Below are 16,340 nucleotides of genomic sequence, written 5' to 3' on the forward strand. Positions count from 1 at the left end.
CTCCGTTCTTGTGCTGTCGTGGGGTCGGCCGGGCTAGCCCGGCAAGGGCGTGGGCACGTGGCCGCCGATGTCGCGCGCGATGGTGAGCGCGATGTCGTGCAAGCGCGGTGCCAGTTCGTTGCGCAGGCGCTCCTCGGTGAACACGAAGGCCGCGCCGCCGCCGTTGAGCGCCATCACTTCGCCGTCCGGGCCAATGAGGGGCACCGACACCGAGTTGATCTCGCGGTGGAACTCGCCGAGCGAAAGGCAGTAGCCGAGCCGCCGGGCTTCGCCGATGGCGCGCGTCATGCCGGGCGCGATGCTGTCCCACTCGGGGCCGCGCAGGAGGCGCATCGAATCGACCAGCTGGTTGCGCTGCACCTCGGGCAGCGCCGAAAGATAGGCGCGGCCCAGCGCCGAGTTGGCCAGCGGCGCGCGCGAGCCCACGTCGAGCCGCGCCGACAGCATCGACGAGCGCGGCCGGCAGGCCTCGATCAGCACCATCTCCATGCCGTCGCGTATCGCCAGGTAGACCGAGGCGCCCACCTCCTCGGCCATCGCCTGCATGCTGGGCCGCGCGGCGGCGCGCACGTCGAGGCTGCCGAGGAACACGCGCGACAGCGACACCACGCCCGGCCCGAGCATGAAGCGGTCGGCCACCTGCGCGGCCTTGAGCATGCCCAGCGAGAGCAGCGTGGCGACGAGCCGGTTGACGGTCGGCCGCGGGATGCCGGTCATGCGCGCGATGTCGGCATGGCCCAGCACGGGGCGCGCCTCGCTGAAGCAGCGCAGCACCGAAATGCCGCGCTCGAGTGCGCTCACGGTGTCGGCGCGGTCGCCGCGCGCGTCGGCGGAATCGGCGGCGGGAAAAGAGGTGTCGTTTTTGTCAGTGGACATGGAGGAACCCTTTGCAAGACTCTGCAATGTAGAGGCTGGCGAAAGCGCGTCGGCCGGGTTCATGCGATTCAGATACCGGCTTCGGCCGCGGCCCGCGCCTGCGCGCCCTGCCCGGCGCCGGCGCGCAGGTACACGCCCTGCGCGAGCAGCGCCGACTGCAGCGCGCCCACGTCGATGAAGCGCGGTTCGATGCAGCCCCGCGACGCCAGCGCCGCCGCCACGCCCGCGGCCTGGCCGGTGATCCAGCATTGCGGAATCTCGCGCATGAAGCCGTGCGAGTTGCGGTCGCACGAGATGTGGCGCCCGCAGGCCAGGAGGCCGTCGAGCTGCTGCGGCACCAGCGCGCCGTAGGGAATGGAGATGTTCGGAAACTTCGGCGACACCGCGGGCGTCACGCCCACCTCGTCGGCCAGCGCCACGCCGTCGGGCCACTGGCTGCGCAGCACCGCGCCCACGCCGGAGAGGCGCCGCGCATGGCGCACGCCGATCTGCGGTGCGCTCAGCATCAGGTAGGCCTCCTCGAAGCCCGGCGCATGCGCCTTGAAGTAGTCCAGGTGCGCGGCCATCGCGCGGTGCGAGCGCACCTCCACGGCGGTGAGGTCGTCCACGTCGAGCGCGGAATAGCCCGACTGCCGCGGCCCCATGAACAGCGCCACGTCGTTGCGCCACGAGACGAAGGGCCGCTCGAACAGGCCGCACACTTCGCGCCCGCGCGCCATGAAGGCGCTGAACGCCTCGGGCTGGCCGGCCTTGAATTCGATCCAGCGGTTCATGTCCACGCCGCCGAACAGCCACGAGGTGTTCATGCAGTGGTGCACGTCGGCCTCCTCGATGTCGTTCACGAAAGCCGCGCCGGCGCGCGCGAACAGGTCGCCGTCGCCGGTGGCGTCGACCACCACGTCGGCCATGATCGCCATGCGGCCTTCCTTGCTCTCGAACACCACGCCCTTCACCGCGCCGTCCTGCACGATCGGAATCGCGGCCCACGAGTGGTAGATGAGCTTGACCTTGCGCTCCAGCACGATCTCCTGCGACAGCAGCTTGAGGCGCTCCGGGTCGATGGTGGGCGACCACGTGACCACGCCGTGGTAGGCGGCCGTGCGCTGCGACCAGTGGGCGGCCTTGGCCGCGTCCTGCGAGCCCCAGTCTTCGCGCGCGGGGCCGGCAATGGCGTCGGCCGGCAGGCGGTCGAACAGCTCTTCGGCAAAGCCGCGGATCACCAGCTGGCCTTCCCAGTCGGTCATGCGGTCGATCCAGATCACGAGGCCGCCGGTGGAAAGCCCGCCCAGGTGGTTGTAGCGCTCGAGCAGCGCCACGTCGGCGCCGGCGCGCGCGGCGGCTGCGGCGGCCGCGGTGCCCGACGGCCCGCCGCCCACCACCAGCACGCCGCAGCGGTGGTAGACCGGAATGTCTTTGCCGGGCTCGGCCCAGGTGCCGTGGTCAGGCCGCTTGACGCGGCTGTCGCGGTCGAAGATGTCGGAGGACAGGATGCGCTCGTCGGTGCGGACGACAGTTTTCATGGATGAATGTCTTGGATGGGCTGTTTCGTCGTATTTTGATTTCAATGTTCATTTTGTCAAATATAAAAGTCTGAAAAAGGCATTTCTTCGGGGTATTCCCTAGCTAATATGGATTTTTATGGTTTTCTGAACCAATATAAGAAGAACATTCCAACGGAGACATCGATGAAGAAACCCTGCGGCACCCGCCGCGCATTCGGCGCGGCGCTCAGCGCGGCGGCCCTCCTGGGCGTGGCGCCCCTGGCGCTGGCGCAAGACTTTCCCGTGCGCGGCGGCAAGCCGATCCGCATCGTGGTGGGCTTCACGGCCGGCGGCGGCACCGATGCGCAGGCGCGCATCGTGGCGCAGAAGCTCGGCGAGATGCTGGGCACCGGCGTGATCGTCGACAACAAGCCCGGCGCCAGCACCATGCTGGCCGCGAGCGAGGTGGCGCGCGCGCTGCCCGACGGCTACACCCTGCTCTATGCGCCCTCATCGACCATGGCGCAGAACCCGCACACCTTCTCGCAGGTGCCCTACGACCCATTCAAGGACTTCACCGCCATTTCGATGGGCGGCCGCGGGCCGCTGGTGCTGTCGGTGAGCACCACCGTGCCGGCCCGCAACGTGAAGGAACTCATCGCCTACGTGAAGGCCAACCCCGGCAAGGTGAGCTATGCCTCGTTCGGCGCGGGCACCTCTTCGCACATCTACGGCGAGGCCTTCGTGAAGAAGGCCGGCATCGACGCGGTGCACATTCCCTACAAGGGCGGCTCGGACGCGGCCAAGGACCTGATCGGCGGCCGCGTGCAGTACATGTTCGATTCGGCCTCCTCGGCCATCATCACCTCGGGCACCGGCAAGGTGAAGATCCTGGCGATTGCCGCGAACGCGCGCATTGCTGCGCTGCCCGAGGTGCCGACCTTCGCCGAGCAAGGCCTGACCGGCCTCGACCTGCCGAGCTGGCTCGGCTTCTACGGGCCGGCGCACATGCCTGCGCCGGTGGTCGCCCGGCTCAACGCGGCGCTCACGCAGGTGCTGGCGATGCCGCAGGTGCGCGAGTTCTACCGCAGCGGCGGCTATGAGGCCGGGGCAAGCACGCCCGAGGAGTTTGCCGGCGTCACGCGTTCGACCTACGAGCGCTGGGGCGCGATGGTGCAGCAGGTCGGGTTGGCCAAGCAATGAAAGCCTGGCCGCACTCCTTCATCGGCCGCCGGCGCGTTGCCGCATGGCTCGGGTTCGCACTCGGCGCGGCCGCACTGCCGTGTGCCGCGCTCGCGGCCGAGCCCGCGCCCTTCCCCGAGAAGGGGCGCAGCATCCGCATCGTGCTTGGCCTCGCGGCGGGCGGCGCCTCGGATGCGCAGGCGCGCTTCGTCGCCAACAAGCTCGGCGAGGTGCTGCAGACGCCGATCATCGTGGAGAACCGGCCGGGTGCGAGCTTCATCCTGGCCACTGAGGAAGTGATTCGCGCCGCGCCCGACGGCTACACGATGATGTACGCGCCCTCTTCCGTGGTGGCGCAGAACCCGCAGACGCTGGCGCAAGTCCGCTACGACCCCTTCAAGGACCTGACGCCCATCTCGCTCGGCGCGCGCGGCCCGCTGGTGCTCACGGTGCATGCGAGCGTGCCCGCGCGCACGGTGCAGGAGCTGGTTGCCTACATCAAGGCCAATCCGGGGAAGATGAGCTACGCCTCCTTCGGCACCGGCACCTCGTCGCACATCTACGGCGAGGCCTTTGCGAAGCAGGCGGGGCTGGATGTGGTGCACGTGCCCTACAAGGGCGGTGCCGATGCCGCGAAGGACTTTCTCGCGGGCCGCGTGCAGTACTACTTCGATGCGGCGCCCAACGCGATCCAGAACACGGCCACCGGCAAGGTCCGCATGCTGGCGGTGGCGGCGCCCAAGCGCAGCGCGATGCTGCCCGACGTGCCCACGATGACCGAACAGGGCGTCGCCGGCGTCGACATGGCGAGCTGGCTGGGCTTCTACGGGCCCGCTCGCATGCCCGCGCCCGTGGTCGCCAGGCTCAACGGCGCGCTCGCGCAGGTGCTGGCGATGCCCGCCACGCGCGACTTCTTCCGCCAGGGCGCCTACGAGGCGGAGTCTTCGAGCCCCGCGCAACTGGCCGAACTCACGCGCGCAACCTACGAGCAGTGGGGCGACATCATCCGCAAGCTCGGGCTCGCGAAGCAATAGCGAGGCTGCGAGGCTCAGCCCAGGAAGCGCAGCAGCAGCCGGTTGAATTCATCGGCGCGCTCGTACTGCGCCCAATGCCCTGCCCCGTCGATCACCACGCCTTCGCGCTGCGGATGGCCGGCCGTGAGCTGCGCCACCAGCGGCCGCGGATCGGCGGTGACGTCGTACTCGCCCCAGAGCAGCAACTGCGGCCCGCCGAGCGCGTCGAGCGCGGCCTGCAGACCGCCCGCCTGCGACACGTCCTTGCTGCGAAAGCGCGTGCCGTGGCAGGAGATGTCGTGGATCTCGAACGCAACCGGGTCGATCGCGGCCTTGTCGTGCAGCATCAGCGCGGCCAGGTTGTGCAGCAACGCAGCGCGTTCTTCCTCGCGGCTGGGCGCGGCACGCCAGTTGATCATCTCCACCGCCATGCGCCGCATCGTGCCGTGACCGCCGCTGCCCACGAGCGCCAGGCGCCGGATGGCACCGCGCCGCACCGCGAAGCGCGCGGCGGTGAGCCCGCCGAAGGAGAAGCCGCCCAGGTCGATGGGCGTGCCCGCGCCGATCAGCTGGTCGAGCGATCCGCCCAGCGCATCGAGCAGCGGTCCGAGTGGATCTTCGCCAGGCGCGGCGCGCGGCGGCGCGTCGGAGTCGTTGAAGCCGGGCATGTCGGGCAGCCACAGCGTGCGCCCGGCCGAAAGCGCCTCGACGTTGCGCAGCCAGTGCATCCAGCTGCCGTGGCCGCCATGCAGCAGCACCAGCGGTGCGTGGGCGTTTTCACCGCCGAAGCGGCGCCAGCAGACGCGAACGCCGCCATGCATCACGTCATGGCGCGTGCCGCTCGCGGCGATGCGTTCGATCGGCAGGCGGGCTTCGCGGTCTGAATCTGAAGTGAAATCTGGATCGGGAATGGAAGGCATCGCCCGATTCTGCCAACACGCCGCCTTTTCAGCTGGCGGCTGCGCCGAAGCGGTAGCTCGACACCACGAGCCCGCCCATGAAGGCGTCTTCGTGATAGATGCGTTCGCCGGGCTCCTGCTCGGCCGCGCCGACCACCACCATCAGCGGGATCAGGTGCTCCTCGCGCGGATGCGCCATGCGTGCCGAAGGGGCGGCAGCCCAGTCCTGCAGCCGCTGCACGCGTTCCTGCGGTGCCGACTGCACGGCGGTGTCGTCGAGCCAGTCGCCGAAGGCCTTGGAAACGCCGTGCGCCTGCGGGCCGAAGTTGCGCAGGTTGTGATAGCTCAGGCCGCTGCCCACGATGAGCACGTTCTCATCCCGCAAGGGCGCGAGCGCGCGGCCGAGCGCCAGGTGCTCCGCCGGATCGAGCCCGCGACGCAGCGACAGCTGCACCACCGGCACGCCGGCATCGGGGTACATCGCCTTCATGGGCGAGAACATGCCGTGGTCGAAGCCGCGCTCGGGGTCGATGGCCGCGGGCAGCCCGGCCGCCGCAAGCAGCGACTGCACGCGCCGCGCCAGCTCGGGCGAACCCGGTGCGTCGTAGCGCACTTCATAAGTGTGGGCGGGAAAGCCGCCGTAGTCGTAGATCATGGGCGGGCGCGGGTTGCCCTGCACCGTGAAGACCGGCGCTTCCCAATGGGCCGACACCATGAGGATGGCGTCCGGCGTGCGGCCGATCTGGCGCGGCATGTCGGCCAGCGCGGCGGCCAGCTGGTCGTAGGTGGGGCCCATTTCCTTCCTCATCCAGGGCCAGGGGCCGCCGCCATGCGAGATGAAATACGTGGGCAGGCGCGAGGTGTCGTCAGCGTGGGTCAAGTCGATGCTCCTTGAAAGCGTTGCATCGACTGTAGACATTTCCCATCAGGAAATCGACAGGCTACGATGCATCGATTCATTTCCTCTGAGGAAACCATCCATGGACCGCCTGACCAGCCTGCGCGTATTTCGGGAGGTCGTCGAATCGGGCAGCTTCGTGGCCGCGGCCGAGCGCCTGTCGATGTCTCCGCCAATGGCCAGCAAGCACGTGGCGCAGCTCGAAAAATCCCTGGGCGCGCGGCTCCTGCACCGCTCGAGCCGCCACCTGAGCCTGACCGAGGCCGGCACCGCCTGGTACGAGCAGAGCCGGCGCGCGCTCGACCTGCTCGATGCCGCCGAGGCCGCCATCGGCCAGAAGAGCGAGGCGCCGCGCGGCCAGCTCAAGGTGAGCGCGCCGGTGTGGTGTGCCACGCCGCGCTTCGCGCGCGTGCTGGCCGACTACCGCGAGCGCTTTCCGGAAGTGCTGGTCGACATCCACCTGGAGAACCGCAAGGTCGATCTCGCGGCCGATGGCTACGACCTGGCGCTGCGCGCCACCCAGGAGCCCTCCCCGGCGCTGATTGCGCGGCCGCTGTGCCGCGTGCCCTTCCACCTGGCGGGCACGCCCGCCTACCTGCGCCGCATGGGCGGCAACCCCATGCTGCCGGCCGACGTGGGCCGGCTCGGCGCCATCGTGCCGAGCTACGTGAACCTCGAGAACCTCTCGCTCAAGGGGCCGGGCGGGCGGATGTTTCCGCTGCGCCTCACGCCGGCGCTGCGGTCGGACGACACCACGCTCACGCTGCATGCGGTGCGCGCGGACATGGGCATTGCCTTCCTGCCCGAATGGCTGGTCGACGACGACCTGGCAGCGGGCCGGCTGGTGCGGCTGCTGCCCGACCACGCCTCGCCGCCGGTCACGCTGTTTGCCGTGTACACCAGCCGCCAGTACATGGCGCCCAAGCTGCGCAGCTTCATCGACTTTCTCGGCGAACGGCTGGGCGGCCAACCGCCCGCGGCGGCAAAACGCACCCTTTCGGGGCAAGGACATGCCACCCGGGGCTAAAGTCGCGGCTTCCCCAGGAGACTGCCTGCCTTGTTCCGTTTCTTCGAAAAACTGCTTCCCCCCTATCCCGCGGCCGAACCGGCGCTCCCCCCAACGGGCTTCTTTGCGTTCCTGTGGGCCTGCACCCAGGGCCTGCGCCTCAAGATGGCCGTCATGGCGGCACTCACCGCGGCCATCTCGGGCTTCGAGGCGCTGCTGTTCGCGATCCTCGGGCGCATCGTCGACTGGCTCGGCGGCCAGGTGCCATCGCGGCTGTGGGCCGAGCGCGGCGACACGCTGGCGTGGCTGGCCGCGCTGCTGGTGATCAGCATCGGCGTGGTCGCGCTGCAGACCATCGTCAAGCACCAGACGCTGGCAGTGAACCTGCCGATGCGCCTGCGCTGGAACTTTCACCGGGTGATGCTGGGCCAGAGCATGGCCTTCTACCAGGACGAGTTCGCGGGCCGCATCACGGCCAAGGTCATGCAGACCGCCCTGGCGGTGCGCGACACCCTGTTCGTGCTGGCCGACGTGGTGGTGGCCATGGGCGTGTACGTGGTGACCATCATCGTGCTCGTGACCGTGCTCGACGTGCAGCTGGTGCTGCCCTTCATCGTCTGGCTGGTGCTCTATGCGGGTGCGCTGATGTACTTCGTGCCGAGACTGGGCAAGGTGGGCAAGGCGCAGGCCGACGCGCGTGCGCTGATGACCGGGCGCGTGACCGATGCCTACACCAACATCGCCACCGTCAAGCTGTTCTCCCACACGCAGCGCGAGGCCGGTTTCGCGCGCGAGGCGATGCGCGAGTTCATGTACACGGGCTACGGCCAGATGCGGCTGGTGAGCGCGTTCGAGATCGTCAACCACACGCTCAGCATGGGCCTGACCGCGGGCATGGCCGGCACCGCGCTGTGGCTCTGGTCGAACGGCACGGTGGGCGTGGGCGCGGTGGCGGCGGCCACCGCGATGGCGCTGCGCCTGCAGGGCATGTCGCACTGGATCATGTGGGAGATGACCAGCCTGTTCGAGAACATCGGCACCGTGCAGGACGGCATGAAGACGCTGTCGCGCCCGCGCACCGTGCTCGATGCGCCCGATGCCGGCGTGCTCGAGGTGCCGCACGGCGAGGTGCGCTTCGAGCACGCGAGCTTCCGCTATGCGGATGCAGGCCGCCGCGTCATCGACGACCTGAACCTGGTGGTGCGCCCGGGCGAGAAGATCGGCTTGGTCGGCCGCTCGGGCGCGGGCAAGTCGACGCTGGTCAACCTGCTGCTGCGCTTCCATGACCTGGAGAGCGGCCGCATCCTGATCGACGGCCGCGACATCGCGCACGTGACGCAGGATTCGCTGCGCAGCCACATCGGCATGGTCACGCAGGACACCTCGCTGATGCACCGCTCGGTGGCCGACAACATCGCCTACGGCCGGCCCGACGCCACCCCGGCCCAGATCGAAGCCGCCGCACGGCGCGCCGAAGCGCACGACTTCATCCAGATGCTCGGCGACGCCAGCGGCCGGCGCGGCTACGAGGCGCATGTGGGCGAGCGCGGCGTGAAGCTCTCGGGCGGCCAGCGCCAGCGCGTGGCCATTGCGCGCGTGATGCTCAAGGACGCGCCGATCCTGCTGCTCGACGAGGCCACCAGCGCGCTCGACTCCGAGGTGGAGGCCGCCATCCAGCAGAGCCTCTACCGGCTGATGGAAGGCAAGACCGTGATCGCGATCGCGCACCGCCTGTCGACCATCGCGGCGATGGACCGGCTCATCGTGCTCGACGAAGGCCGCGTGGTGGAAGAAGGCGACCACCGCACGCTGATGGCGCAAGGCGGACTCTATGCGCGGCTGTGGGCGCACCAGAGCGGCGGCTTTCTCGGCGACTCGCTCGAAGAAGACGACGAAGAAGCGCTGCGGGCCTGAGCCGCGCAGGGTTCAGGCCGGAAGTGCGCCGGCCTCGTAGAGCCCGGCGAACTCCGCGCTCGGCGGGATCGGCTTGACGATGTCGATCAGCACGCCGTTCGGATCGCTGGTGATGAAGTGGCGCTGGCCGAAGTCTTCGTCGCGCAGCGGCAGAAGAATCGGCAGCCCGGCCGCGGCCAGCTGGTCGTGCACCGCGTCGGGGTCGTCCACCTCGAAATTGAGCAGCAGGCCGCCCGCCACCTGTCCGCGCGCGGCGGCGGGAATCGTCTCGTGCCGGCCATCCAGCACCGCCAGGTTGACCGAGGGCTCGCCTTCGAGCTGCAGATGCACATACCAGTCGCTCGCGAACAGCGGCACAAAGCCGAAGTGCGACTGGTAGAAGCGGGCCGTTGCGGCCACGTCGTTGGTCATGATCACCGGGTAGTAGCTCGTCACTTTCATGGCGTCGGTCCTTTCAATTAACATACAGGTTGCATGTAAATCCCCATATTAATCTACAGACAGCCTGTATGTAAATGCCCAGGACAACCGCCACTCCCCCGTCCAGGACCAACCGTGAACGCACGGAAACCACCCGGCTCGCCTTGATCGAGGCGGCGCGGGGCCTCTTTGTCAGCAAGGGCTACGGCGACACGTCGACGCCCGAGATTGCCGTGGCCGCCGGCATCACGCGTGGCGCGCTCTATCACCACTTCGTGGACAAGCGCGACCTGTTCAGGCAGGTGCTGGTGCGCGAGGCCGAAGCCGTGGCGGCCGGCATCGAGGCGGCCACGCCCCGGCAGCTCACGCCGCGCGAGGCGCTGATCGAGGGCAGCAAGGCCTACCTGGACACCATGACCGTGCCGGGCCGCACGCGGCTGCTGCTGATCGAGGGCCCCGCCGTGCTGGGCCTCGCGGAAATCATGGCCATAGACGAAGCCACATCGGCGAACTCGCTGCGCCGGGGACTGGAAAGAGCCAAGGTGGGCAAGGCAGAGGTGCCGCTCGATGCGCTCGCCCGGCTGCTCTCGGCCGCGTTCGACCGGGCCGCGCTGGAGATCGACGCCGGTGCCGATGCGGACGACATCCGCGCGGCGATGCTCTGGCTGCTGCAGCAGGCGCTGGGCCCCGAACCCCGCCGCAAGCCTGCCGCATGAGGCGCGCCGGCACGGCGCATGCGGTCGAAGGGGTCTTCGCAAGTCCTACAGCACAGGCCGCTGCCCGCCGACAGCAGCCGGACACCCCGGGCGCGATGCTGAAGCTGTCGTCAACAACGAGGAGTCCTCGCGTGAATTCCATCATTTACATCGTCGGTCTGGTCGTCGTGGTCGTGGCCGTGCTTTCGTTCTTCGGCCTGCGCTGAAACCGGGCACGCGTTTTCGACTCGCCTGCTGAACAAGAACGGGGCCGTCCGCGTGGCCCCGTTTCTCATGGGTTGCCCGGAGCGCGCCGGGCATAATTCGCGCGCCCCGGCACTTGCGGGGCTTCACTTGCGAAGGGACCCTGTTGACCAACACCGCGTTGCGCGAATCTGTCTTTCCGGACGCGGTCATCACCGAGGCGATCCGATGGACCGAGGAGAAAGGTCCGCTCGACGATGCAGAGGTTCTGCGCGCCGCCCTCGCCCGCACTTCCGACGCACCGGCACGGATCACCGCACGCGCGCTTTTGCTCGGTGAACGCATCGGGCTGCAATCCGAACTGGCACGCGCCCGCCAATGGGCGCCATGGGTGCTGCTCGGGCTGGTGGCGCTCATCGTCATGGCCGGCCTGGGCCTCGCGGGCAACGTGGTCGGCGGCGGCGAACGGCACATCAACGTGATCGTCGCGCTCGCGAGCCTGCTCGGCCTGCATGCGCTCACGCTGCTGCTCTGGCTGGCCGGCCTGTGGCTGCCGCTCGGCGCGTTCTCCACCAGTTCGCTCGGCTGGATCTGGCTCTCGCTCACCGCGCGCGTGGCCGGCGGCAAGCGCGGCCAGGCACCGGTGCTGGTGCGGGCGGCCACCAGGCTGCTCGCGCGCGCGCGGCTGCTGCCCTGGGCGCTGGGGCTGGTGAGCCACGGCATCTGGTCGCTCTCGTTCGCCGTGGTGCTGGCCGCGCTGCTGTTCGCGCTGGCGTTCCGCAGCTACACGCTGAGCTGGGAGACGACGATCCTGGACCCGGCCTTCTTCGTGCACGCCGTGCAGGTGCTGGGCTGGGCACCGTCGCAGATCGGCTTTCCGGTTCCCGATGCCGCGACCGTGCTCTCCCCTTCTCCCGGCGCCGCGGGCCAGCGCACGTGGGCGCTGTGGCTGACCGGCTGCATCGTGGTGTACGGGCTGCTGCCGCGCTTGGCGCTGGTGCTGCTGAGCGCGGCGGTGTGGCATCGGCGCCGCGCAGCGCTGCGGCCTGACTGGAGCGAGCCGTATTACCGCAAGCTGATGGCGCGCTTCGCCGCGCTCGCGCCGCCCGCCATCGTCGATGCCGATCCGGGGCGCGCGCCGGGCTCGGCGCCTGCGGGCCTTTCGCCATCGCAGTTGCGGGATGCCGTTTTCGTCATCGGCTTCGAGCTGCCTGCGGATACGCCGTGGCCGCCCGAGGGCCTGCCCGCCGCCATCACTCCGGCCCAGGTGCAGCGCATCGACGGCAGCGCCCCCGCGCGCCGCGCGCTGCTCGACCGGCTGGCAGAGGCCCGTCCGCGTGCCGTGCTGCTGGTGTGCCACGCCGCATCGAGCCCCGACCGGGGCACCGAACGCTTCCTGCGCGAAGTGCTGGCCCATTGCGGCGAATGCCGGCTCTGGCTGGCACCGGCCGCCAGGGACGCGTCCGGCGCGGACGCACCGCAGCGCTGGATCGACTGGCTGCAGGGCACCGGCCTTGCGCGCGTCGCGGCCACGCCCCGGCTCGAAGACGCATTGCAAGGCCTGGGCACCCCGCCATGACGCAGCAGCAGCATCAAGCCATCCGCATCGCCGTGGTCGGCCACACCAACGCGGGCAAGACCTCGCTGCTGCGCACGCTGACACGGCGCGCCAATTTCGGCGAGGTGTCGCAGCGGCCCGGCACCACGCGCCATGTCGAATCGGTAGATCTGGACGTGAACGGCCAGGCCGCGGTGCGCTTCTTCGACACGCCGGGCCTGGAGGATGCGGTGGCGCTGCGCGAGCACCTGGCCGGCCTTGATGATGCGCAAGCCACGCCGCCCGAGCGCATCCGCCTGTTCCTGCAGGGCCCCGAGGCGCACGGCGTGTTCGAGCAGGAGGCCAAGGTTCTGCGAACCATGCTCGACATCGATGCGGCGTTCCTCGTCATCGACGTGCGCGAGCCGGTGCTGCCCAAGTTCCGCGACGAGATCGAGCTGCTCAACTCCTGCGCCCGGCCTGTGCTGCCGGTGCTGAACTTCGTGCGCGATGCGGCCAGCCGCGAGCCCGACTGGAAGGAACTGCTGTCGGCCTACGGCCTGCACGTGCAGGTGCGCTTCGATGCCGCAGCGCCCTTCGTGGGGGCCGAGCGCGAGCTCTACAGCGACCTGTCGACGCTGCTGCGCGACCGGCGCGAGCTGCTGCGCGCCGTGGTGGATTCGCTCGCCGCCGAAGCCGCCGAGCGCCGCCACGCGGCCTGCGCGCGCATCGCGGAACTGCTGGTCGATGCCGCGGCGCTGCGCCGCACGGTGCCGGCCGGGGAGTTCGCCGACACGGCGCGACGCAGGACATTCGTCGCGGCATTGCAAAAGGACGTGTTCGACAAGGCGCAGCGCTGCACCGACGACCTGCTCGCGCTCTACGGCTTCCGCCAGGACGATGCGGGCGAGGCGCCGCTGCCGCTCATCGAAGGCCGCTGGACGCTGGACTTCTTCAGCCCCGAAGCCATGAAGGACGCGGGCCTGCGGCTCGGTAAGGGCGCCGCCATCGGCGCCGCCGTGGGCGTGGTCGCGGACCTGGCCGTGGCCGGCATTTCGCTCGGCACGGGCGCCGCGGTGGGCGGCGCCATCGGCGGAGCCGTCTCGCAAGGCTGGGGGCCATTCGGGCGCAAGCTGGCGAACAGGCTGCGCAACGTGCACGAGCTCACGGTCGAGGACGGCGTGCTGTTTGCGCTGGTGGCATGGCAGCTGAAGCTCACGCGCGCACTGGAGCAGCGCGGGCATGCGGCCACAGGGCGCATCGCGGCCGAAACGAGCGCGACGCAGGACGCGCCGACGCGCGCCACGGCAGCCGCCGTACGCGCGGTGCGGCCCGCGCGCAGCCATCCCGAATGGGAATCGGCGGGCGTGGCCACGCGCAGCTTCTGGCGCCCCGCGCCGCAGCGCGACGCGCTCGCGGCCGATCTCGCGCGCACGCTGCAGGGCGCCTTCGAGCCCTGAGCACCGCTCCAGCCTTCGCTTGCAGGCGGAGGCGACGGATTCCCACGCGCCGGAGCTGCCGAGCGCACCACTCTTTTTTTCGAAGACATCGACGGCACGCGGGGTGCCGTTCGTCCTTTTGTCTTCATCGAAAAAGGAGCATCCATGGCCGTCGAATGCAAACTGCTCGCCACCCCCTTGATCGGACGCGTGTGGCAAGGCCGCACGCCCATTGCGCGGGCCGACGAATACCTGCGCTACAGCTTCGAGCATGGCATCCAGGAGATCGCGAAGAAACCGGAATGCCTGGGCGTGCAGTACTTTCGCAAGCTGAACGGCGGCACCGCCGAATTCAGGACCGTCTCCTACTGGCAATCGATCGAGCACATGCATGCGATGCACGCGCAGCGCGGCGATCCGCTGCGCGTGGCGCCGCCGGCACGCGACCCCGAGTTCCTGCTCGAGTTGCCGGAGTTCGTGGACATCGTCGAGGTGCACGTCAATTCGTTCGGCACCGGCAGGTAGCCCCGGGGCCTAGCTTTCGAGCAGGTCCTCCAGCCGCAGCGGCAGCCTGCGCAAGCGCTTGCCGGTGGCATGGAACACCGCATTCACGATGGCGGGCGCCACGCCCACCATGGCCACTTCGCCCAGGCCTTTCACGCCCATGGCATTGAGCCGCGTGTCGGGCTTGCCGACAAAGTCGACATCGATGCGGCCGATGTCCGCCGCCACGGGCAGCACGTACTCCGCCAGGTCCGCATTGAGGAAGCCGCCGTAGCGCGCATCCACCTCGCTCGCCTCGCGCAAGGCGGCGCCAATGCCCCACACCACGCCGCCTTCGACCTGGCTGCGCGCGGTGCGCAGGCTGGCCACCGTGCCGCAGTCGGCCACGCTGAGCACGCGCGGCACGCGGATGCGCCGCGTGGTGGGTTCGATGCGCACCTCGACGAAGTGCGCGATGAAGCTGAAGGCGACGAAGTCCGGATACACCGGCCCCGCCGCGGCGGGCAGGCCGCCGGTGAGCCGGCCGAAGACCTGCTCGGGCTGGCCCGGCGCGCGCATCCGGCTCTCGGCCTCGGCAAAGGGACGGCCGGAAGCCCGCAGCAGCGCCACGGCCGTGGCGCCGTTCGCACCAGCTTGCGCACCGGCGTTCTGCCGCAGGTCGTCCATGAGCCGCTGCGCGGCTTCCTGCACCGGCGGCAACGCGGTGGCCGTGCCCCAGGAGCCGGCGGTCAGGTGCTGGGGCGCGGCGGTGGTGTCGCCGACCAGGATCTCCACCGCGGCCACCGGCGCGCCGAGCACGCGTGCCACCGTCAATGCAATGGCGGTGCGGATGCCCTGCCCCATCTCGTGGCCGCCGACCGCCACCCGCACCGTGCCGCTGGCATCGAGCCGCACCTTGGCAATGGCCGGGGCAATGGCCGCCTTGTAGGCACCGGCCGCCACGCCCCATCCGATGAAGCTGCCGTCGGGCGCGCGCATCGAGCGCGGCGCCATCGTGCGGCGCGCCCAGCCGAAGGCGCTGCTGCCCTTGGCAAGGCACTCGGCCAGGTGGCGCGACGAAAAGGGCTTGCCGCTGAGCGGATCGACGGCCGCGTCGTTCGCGAGCCGGAACGCGACCGGATCGCGGCCGAGCGCGTAGGCCATCTCGTCCACCGCGCTTTCGAATGCGAAGGCGGCCGGATGCTCGAACGGCGCGCGCATGTAGCCGGGCGTCTGCACGTCGGTGCGCACGAGCCGCTCGCGGCCGAGGAAATTGCCGATGCCGTAGAGCCGCGAAGTGATCTCGGTGCCGCTCGATGGAAACAGGTCGTGGCGCGAGGTCTGCTGATCGATCTCGTGGATGGCGGCAACCAGCTTGCCGCCGCGGTCGGCGCCCAGCCGCACGCGATGGCGGCTTGCGGGCCTGAAGCTTGCGTTGTGGAACAGCTGGCTGCGCGACAGCACGAGCTTGACCGGCCGGCCCAGCGTGCGCGCCGCAATCGCCACCAGCGCCGTGTGCGACTGCAGCGAATTCTTCTGGCCGAAACCGCCGCCCACCGTGGGTGACAGCACGCGCACCTTGGCGGGCTCGATGCCGAGCTGCTTCGCCAGGCCGTGGCGCACGCTTTCGGCATTCTGGGTTGGCTCGTGGATGGTGAGCACGCCGTCGGCGCTCCATTCGGCCACGGTCGCGATGATCTCCATCGGGTTCTGGTGCTGGACCGGCAGCTCGTACGCCGCGTCCACCGTGAAGGCCGCGCCCTGGAGCGCGGCTTCGGCATCGCCCGCGCGCCGGTCGGCGAACATGGGCTGCGGCAGCAGGGCCGATTGCGCCTGCGGCTGGGCGTCGGGTGCATCGATGGTCGCCACGAAAGGAATGGCGGCGTAGGTCACGGCCACCAGCGCCGCGGCCTCGCGCGCCGCCTCGGGCGTGTCGGCCACCACCATGGCCACGGTCTGGCCGCGGTAGGCGACCTGCGGCGAGCGCAGCGGATAGAAGCTCTGGAAGCCGAAGCCGCCGCCCATCAGGAAGCCGCCGGTGTCGAAGCTGCCGATGTTCTCGTGCGTGAACACCGTGCGAACGCCGCGCACGCGCTGCGCCGCCGCGGTGTCGATGCCGGTGACGGTGCCGCGCGCAATACGCGACGGCACCAGCGCGGCATGCAGCAGCCCGGCGCGCACATCGTCCGCCGCATAGCGCGTGGCGCCACGCACCTTGTCGCGCGCGTCGACGCGCTCGGCACCCGCGCGAGGCGTGCGCTTCGTCATCACTGTCTTGAGGCTCGTTGCCATC

15 protein-coding genes are annotated in these 16,340 nt (G+C 69.9%); 9 read left to right on the forward strand and 6 right to left on the reverse strand.

Annotation, left to right across the window (positions count from 1 at the left end; translation table 11 throughout):
- Nucleotides 1-33 precede the first annotated feature (33 nt).
- Together VAPA_RS16325 and VAPA_RS16330 are read right to left on the reverse strand one after the other, a co-directional pair.
- Nucleotides 34-876, reverse strand: coding sequence for an IclR family transcriptional regulator (locus VAPA_RS16325; protein WP_021007869.1), 843 nt, complete (start codon nt 874-876; stop codon nt 34-36).
- A gap of 68 nt (nt 877-944) precedes the next feature.
- The gene (locus tag VAPA_RS16330; protein ID WP_021007870.1) at nt 945-2,396 is read right to left on the reverse strand and encodes an FAD-dependent oxidoreductase; all 1,452 of its coding nucleotides are present in this window, start codon (nt 2,394-2,396) and stop codon (nt 945-947) included.
- Nucleotides 2,397-2,561: 165 nt separating this feature from the next.
- On the opposite strand from VAPA_RS16330, the gene VAPA_RS16335 reads away from it, so the two are divergent.
- A complete protein-coding gene (locus VAPA_RS16335; RefSeq protein ID WP_021007871.1) occupies nt 2,562-3,560 on the forward strand; it encodes a Bug family tripartite tricarboxylate transporter substrate binding protein in 999 nt (332 codons plus the stop codon).
- On the forward strand, nt 3,557-4,573 hold the full coding sequence (locus tag VAPA_RS16340) for a Bug family tripartite tricarboxylate transporter substrate binding protein (RefSeq protein WP_021007872.1): 1,017 nt from the start codon (nt 3,557-3,559) through the stop codon (nt 4,571-4,573). Before VAPA_RS16335 ends, VAPA_RS16340 begins: the two co-directional genes overlap by 4 nt.
- Before the next feature lie 14 nt (nt 4,574-4,587).
- Here the strand turns inward: VAPA_RS16340 and VAPA_RS16345 are convergent, their stop codons facing one another.
- Nucleotides 4,588-5,472, reverse strand: a complete 885-nt coding sequence (locus tag VAPA_RS16345; RefSeq protein ID WP_021007873.1) for an alpha/beta fold hydrolase — start codon at nt 5,470-5,472, stop codon at nt 4,588-4,590.
- Nucleotides 5,473-5,500: 28 nt separating this feature from the next.
- Nucleotides 5,501-6,259 (reverse strand): DODA-type extradiol aromatic ring-opening family dioxygenase, encoded by a 759-nt coding sequence (locus VAPA_RS16350; RefSeq protein WP_413470483.1) that lies wholly within the window; start codon nt 6,257-6,259, stop codon nt 5,501-5,503.
- Nucleotides 6,260-6,431: 172 nt separating this feature from the next.
- On the opposite strand from VAPA_RS16350, the gene VAPA_RS16355 reads away from it, so the two are divergent.
- Nucleotides 6,432-7,376, forward strand: a complete 945-nt coding sequence (locus VAPA_RS16355) for a LysR family transcriptional regulator (RefSeq protein ID WP_021007875.1) — start codon at nt 6,432-6,434, stop codon at nt 7,374-7,376.
- A 30-nt stretch (nt 7,377-7,406) separates the two neighbouring features.
- Entirely contained in the window at nt 7,407-9,269 is a 1,863-nt protein-coding gene (locus VAPA_RS16360) for an ABC transporter ATP-binding protein (protein WP_021007876.1), read from the forward strand.
- Between the two features lie 12 nt (nt 9,270-9,281).
- Here the strand turns inward: VAPA_RS16360 and VAPA_RS16365 are convergent, their stop codons facing one another.
- Nucleotides 9,282-9,710, reverse strand: coding sequence for a VOC family protein (locus tag VAPA_RS16365; RefSeq protein WP_021007877.1), 429 nt, complete (start codon nt 9,708-9,710; stop codon nt 9,282-9,284).
- Between the two features lie 74 nt (nt 9,711-9,784).
- Between VAPA_RS16365 and VAPA_RS16370 the strand changes: the two genes are divergently transcribed.
- From VAPA_RS16370 to VAPA_RS16390, 5 genes are all read left to right on the forward strand, one after another.
- Nucleotides 9,785-10,405, forward strand: coding sequence for a TetR/AcrR family transcriptional regulator (locus tag VAPA_RS16370; protein ID WP_021007878.1), 621 nt, complete (start codon nt 9,785-9,787; stop codon nt 10,403-10,405).
- Nucleotides 10,402-10,611, forward strand: coding sequence for a hypothetical protein (locus VAPA_RS16375; RefSeq protein WP_041946138.1), 210 nt, complete (start codon nt 10,402-10,404; stop codon nt 10,609-10,611). Before VAPA_RS16370 ends, VAPA_RS16375 begins: the two co-directional genes overlap by 4 nt.
- A gap of 143 nt (nt 10,612-10,754) precedes the next feature.
- The gene (locus VAPA_RS16380) at nt 10,755-12,167 is read left to right on the forward strand and encodes a DUF2868 domain-containing protein (protein ID WP_021007879.1); all 1,413 of its coding nucleotides are present in this window, start codon (nt 10,755-10,757) and stop codon (nt 12,165-12,167) included.
- Complete coding sequence (locus tag VAPA_RS16385; protein WP_021007880.1) at nt 12,164-13,585, forward strand: GTPase/DUF3482 domain-containing protein; 1,422 nt, start codon at nt 12,164-12,166, stop codon at nt 13,583-13,585. The genes VAPA_RS16380 and VAPA_RS16385 overlap by 4 nt, the downstream gene beginning before the upstream one ends.
- Nucleotides 13,586-13,729: 144 nt before the next feature.
- Complete coding sequence (locus VAPA_RS16390) at nt 13,730-14,089, forward strand: hypothetical protein (RefSeq protein WP_021007881.1); 360 nt, start codon at nt 13,730-13,732, stop codon at nt 14,087-14,089.
- Nucleotides 14,090-14,098: 9 nt separating this feature from the next.
- Here VAPA_RS16390 and VAPA_RS16395 read toward each other — a convergent pair whose 3' ends face one another.
- On the reverse strand, nt 14,099-16,339 hold the full coding sequence (locus tag VAPA_RS16395) for a xanthine dehydrogenase family protein molybdopterin-binding subunit (RefSeq protein ID WP_021007882.1): 2,241 nt from the start codon (nt 16,337-16,339) through the stop codon (nt 14,099-14,101).
- Nucleotide 16,340: the final 1 nt, after the last annotated feature.

Origin of the sequence: Variovorax paradoxus B4 (genome assembly GCF_000463015.1) — a bacterium.
Classification (GTDB): domain Bacteria; phylum Pseudomonadota; class Gammaproteobacteria; order Burkholderiales; family Burkholderiaceae_C; genus Variovorax; species Variovorax paradoxus_E.

Excerpts from the sequence above, each read along its gene's own strand:
- VAPA_RS16325 (WP_021007869.1), bottom strand. The coding sequence starts at position 876 with ATGTCCACTGACAAAAACGACACCTCTTTTCCCGCCGCCGATTCCGCC.
- VAPA_RS16330 (WP_021007870.1), bottom strand. The coding sequence starts at position 2,396 with ATGAAAACTGTCGTCCGCACCGACGAGCGCATCCTGTCCTCCGACATC.
- VAPA_RS16335 (WP_021007871.1), top strand. The coding sequence starts at position 2,562 with ATGAAGAAACCCTGCGGCACCCGCCGCGCATTCGGCGCGGCGCTCAGC.
- VAPA_RS16340 (WP_021007872.1), top strand. The coding sequence starts at position 3,557 with ATGAAAGCCTGGCCGCACTCCTTCATCGGCCGCCGGCGCGTTGCCGCA.
- VAPA_RS16345 (WP_021007873.1), bottom strand. The coding sequence starts at position 5,472 with ATGCCTTCCATTCCCGATCCAGATTTCACTTCAGATTCAGACCGCGAA.
- VAPA_RS16350 (WP_413470483.1), bottom strand. The coding sequence starts at position 6,259 with ATGAGGAAGGAAATGGGCCCCACCTACGACCAGCTGGCCGCCGCGCTG.
- VAPA_RS16355 (WP_021007875.1), top strand. The coding sequence starts at position 6,432 with ATGGACCGCCTGACCAGCCTGCGCGTATTTCGGGAGGTCGTCGAATCG.
- VAPA_RS16365 (WP_021007877.1), bottom strand. The coding sequence starts at position 9,710 with ATGAAAGTGACGAGCTACTACCCGGTGATCATGACCAACGACGTGGCC.
- VAPA_RS16370 (WP_021007878.1), top strand. The coding sequence starts at position 9,785 with ATGCCCAGGACAACCGCCACTCCCCCGTCCAGGACCAACCGTGAACGC.
- VAPA_RS16375 (WP_041946138.1), top strand. The coding sequence starts at position 10,402 with ATGAGGCGCGCCGGCACGGCGCATGCGGTCGAAGGGGTCTTCGCAAGT.
- VAPA_RS16385 (WP_021007880.1), top strand. The coding sequence starts at position 12,164 with ATGACGCAGCAGCAGCATCAAGCCATCCGCATCGCCGTGGTCGGCCAC.
- VAPA_RS16390 (WP_021007881.1), top strand. The coding sequence starts at position 13,730 with ATGGCCGTCGAATGCAAACTGCTCGCCACCCCCTTGATCGGACGCGTG.
- VAPA_RS16395 (WP_021007882.1), bottom strand. The coding sequence starts at position 16,339 with ATGGCAACGAGCCTCAAGACAGTGATGACGAAGCGCACGCCTCGCGCG.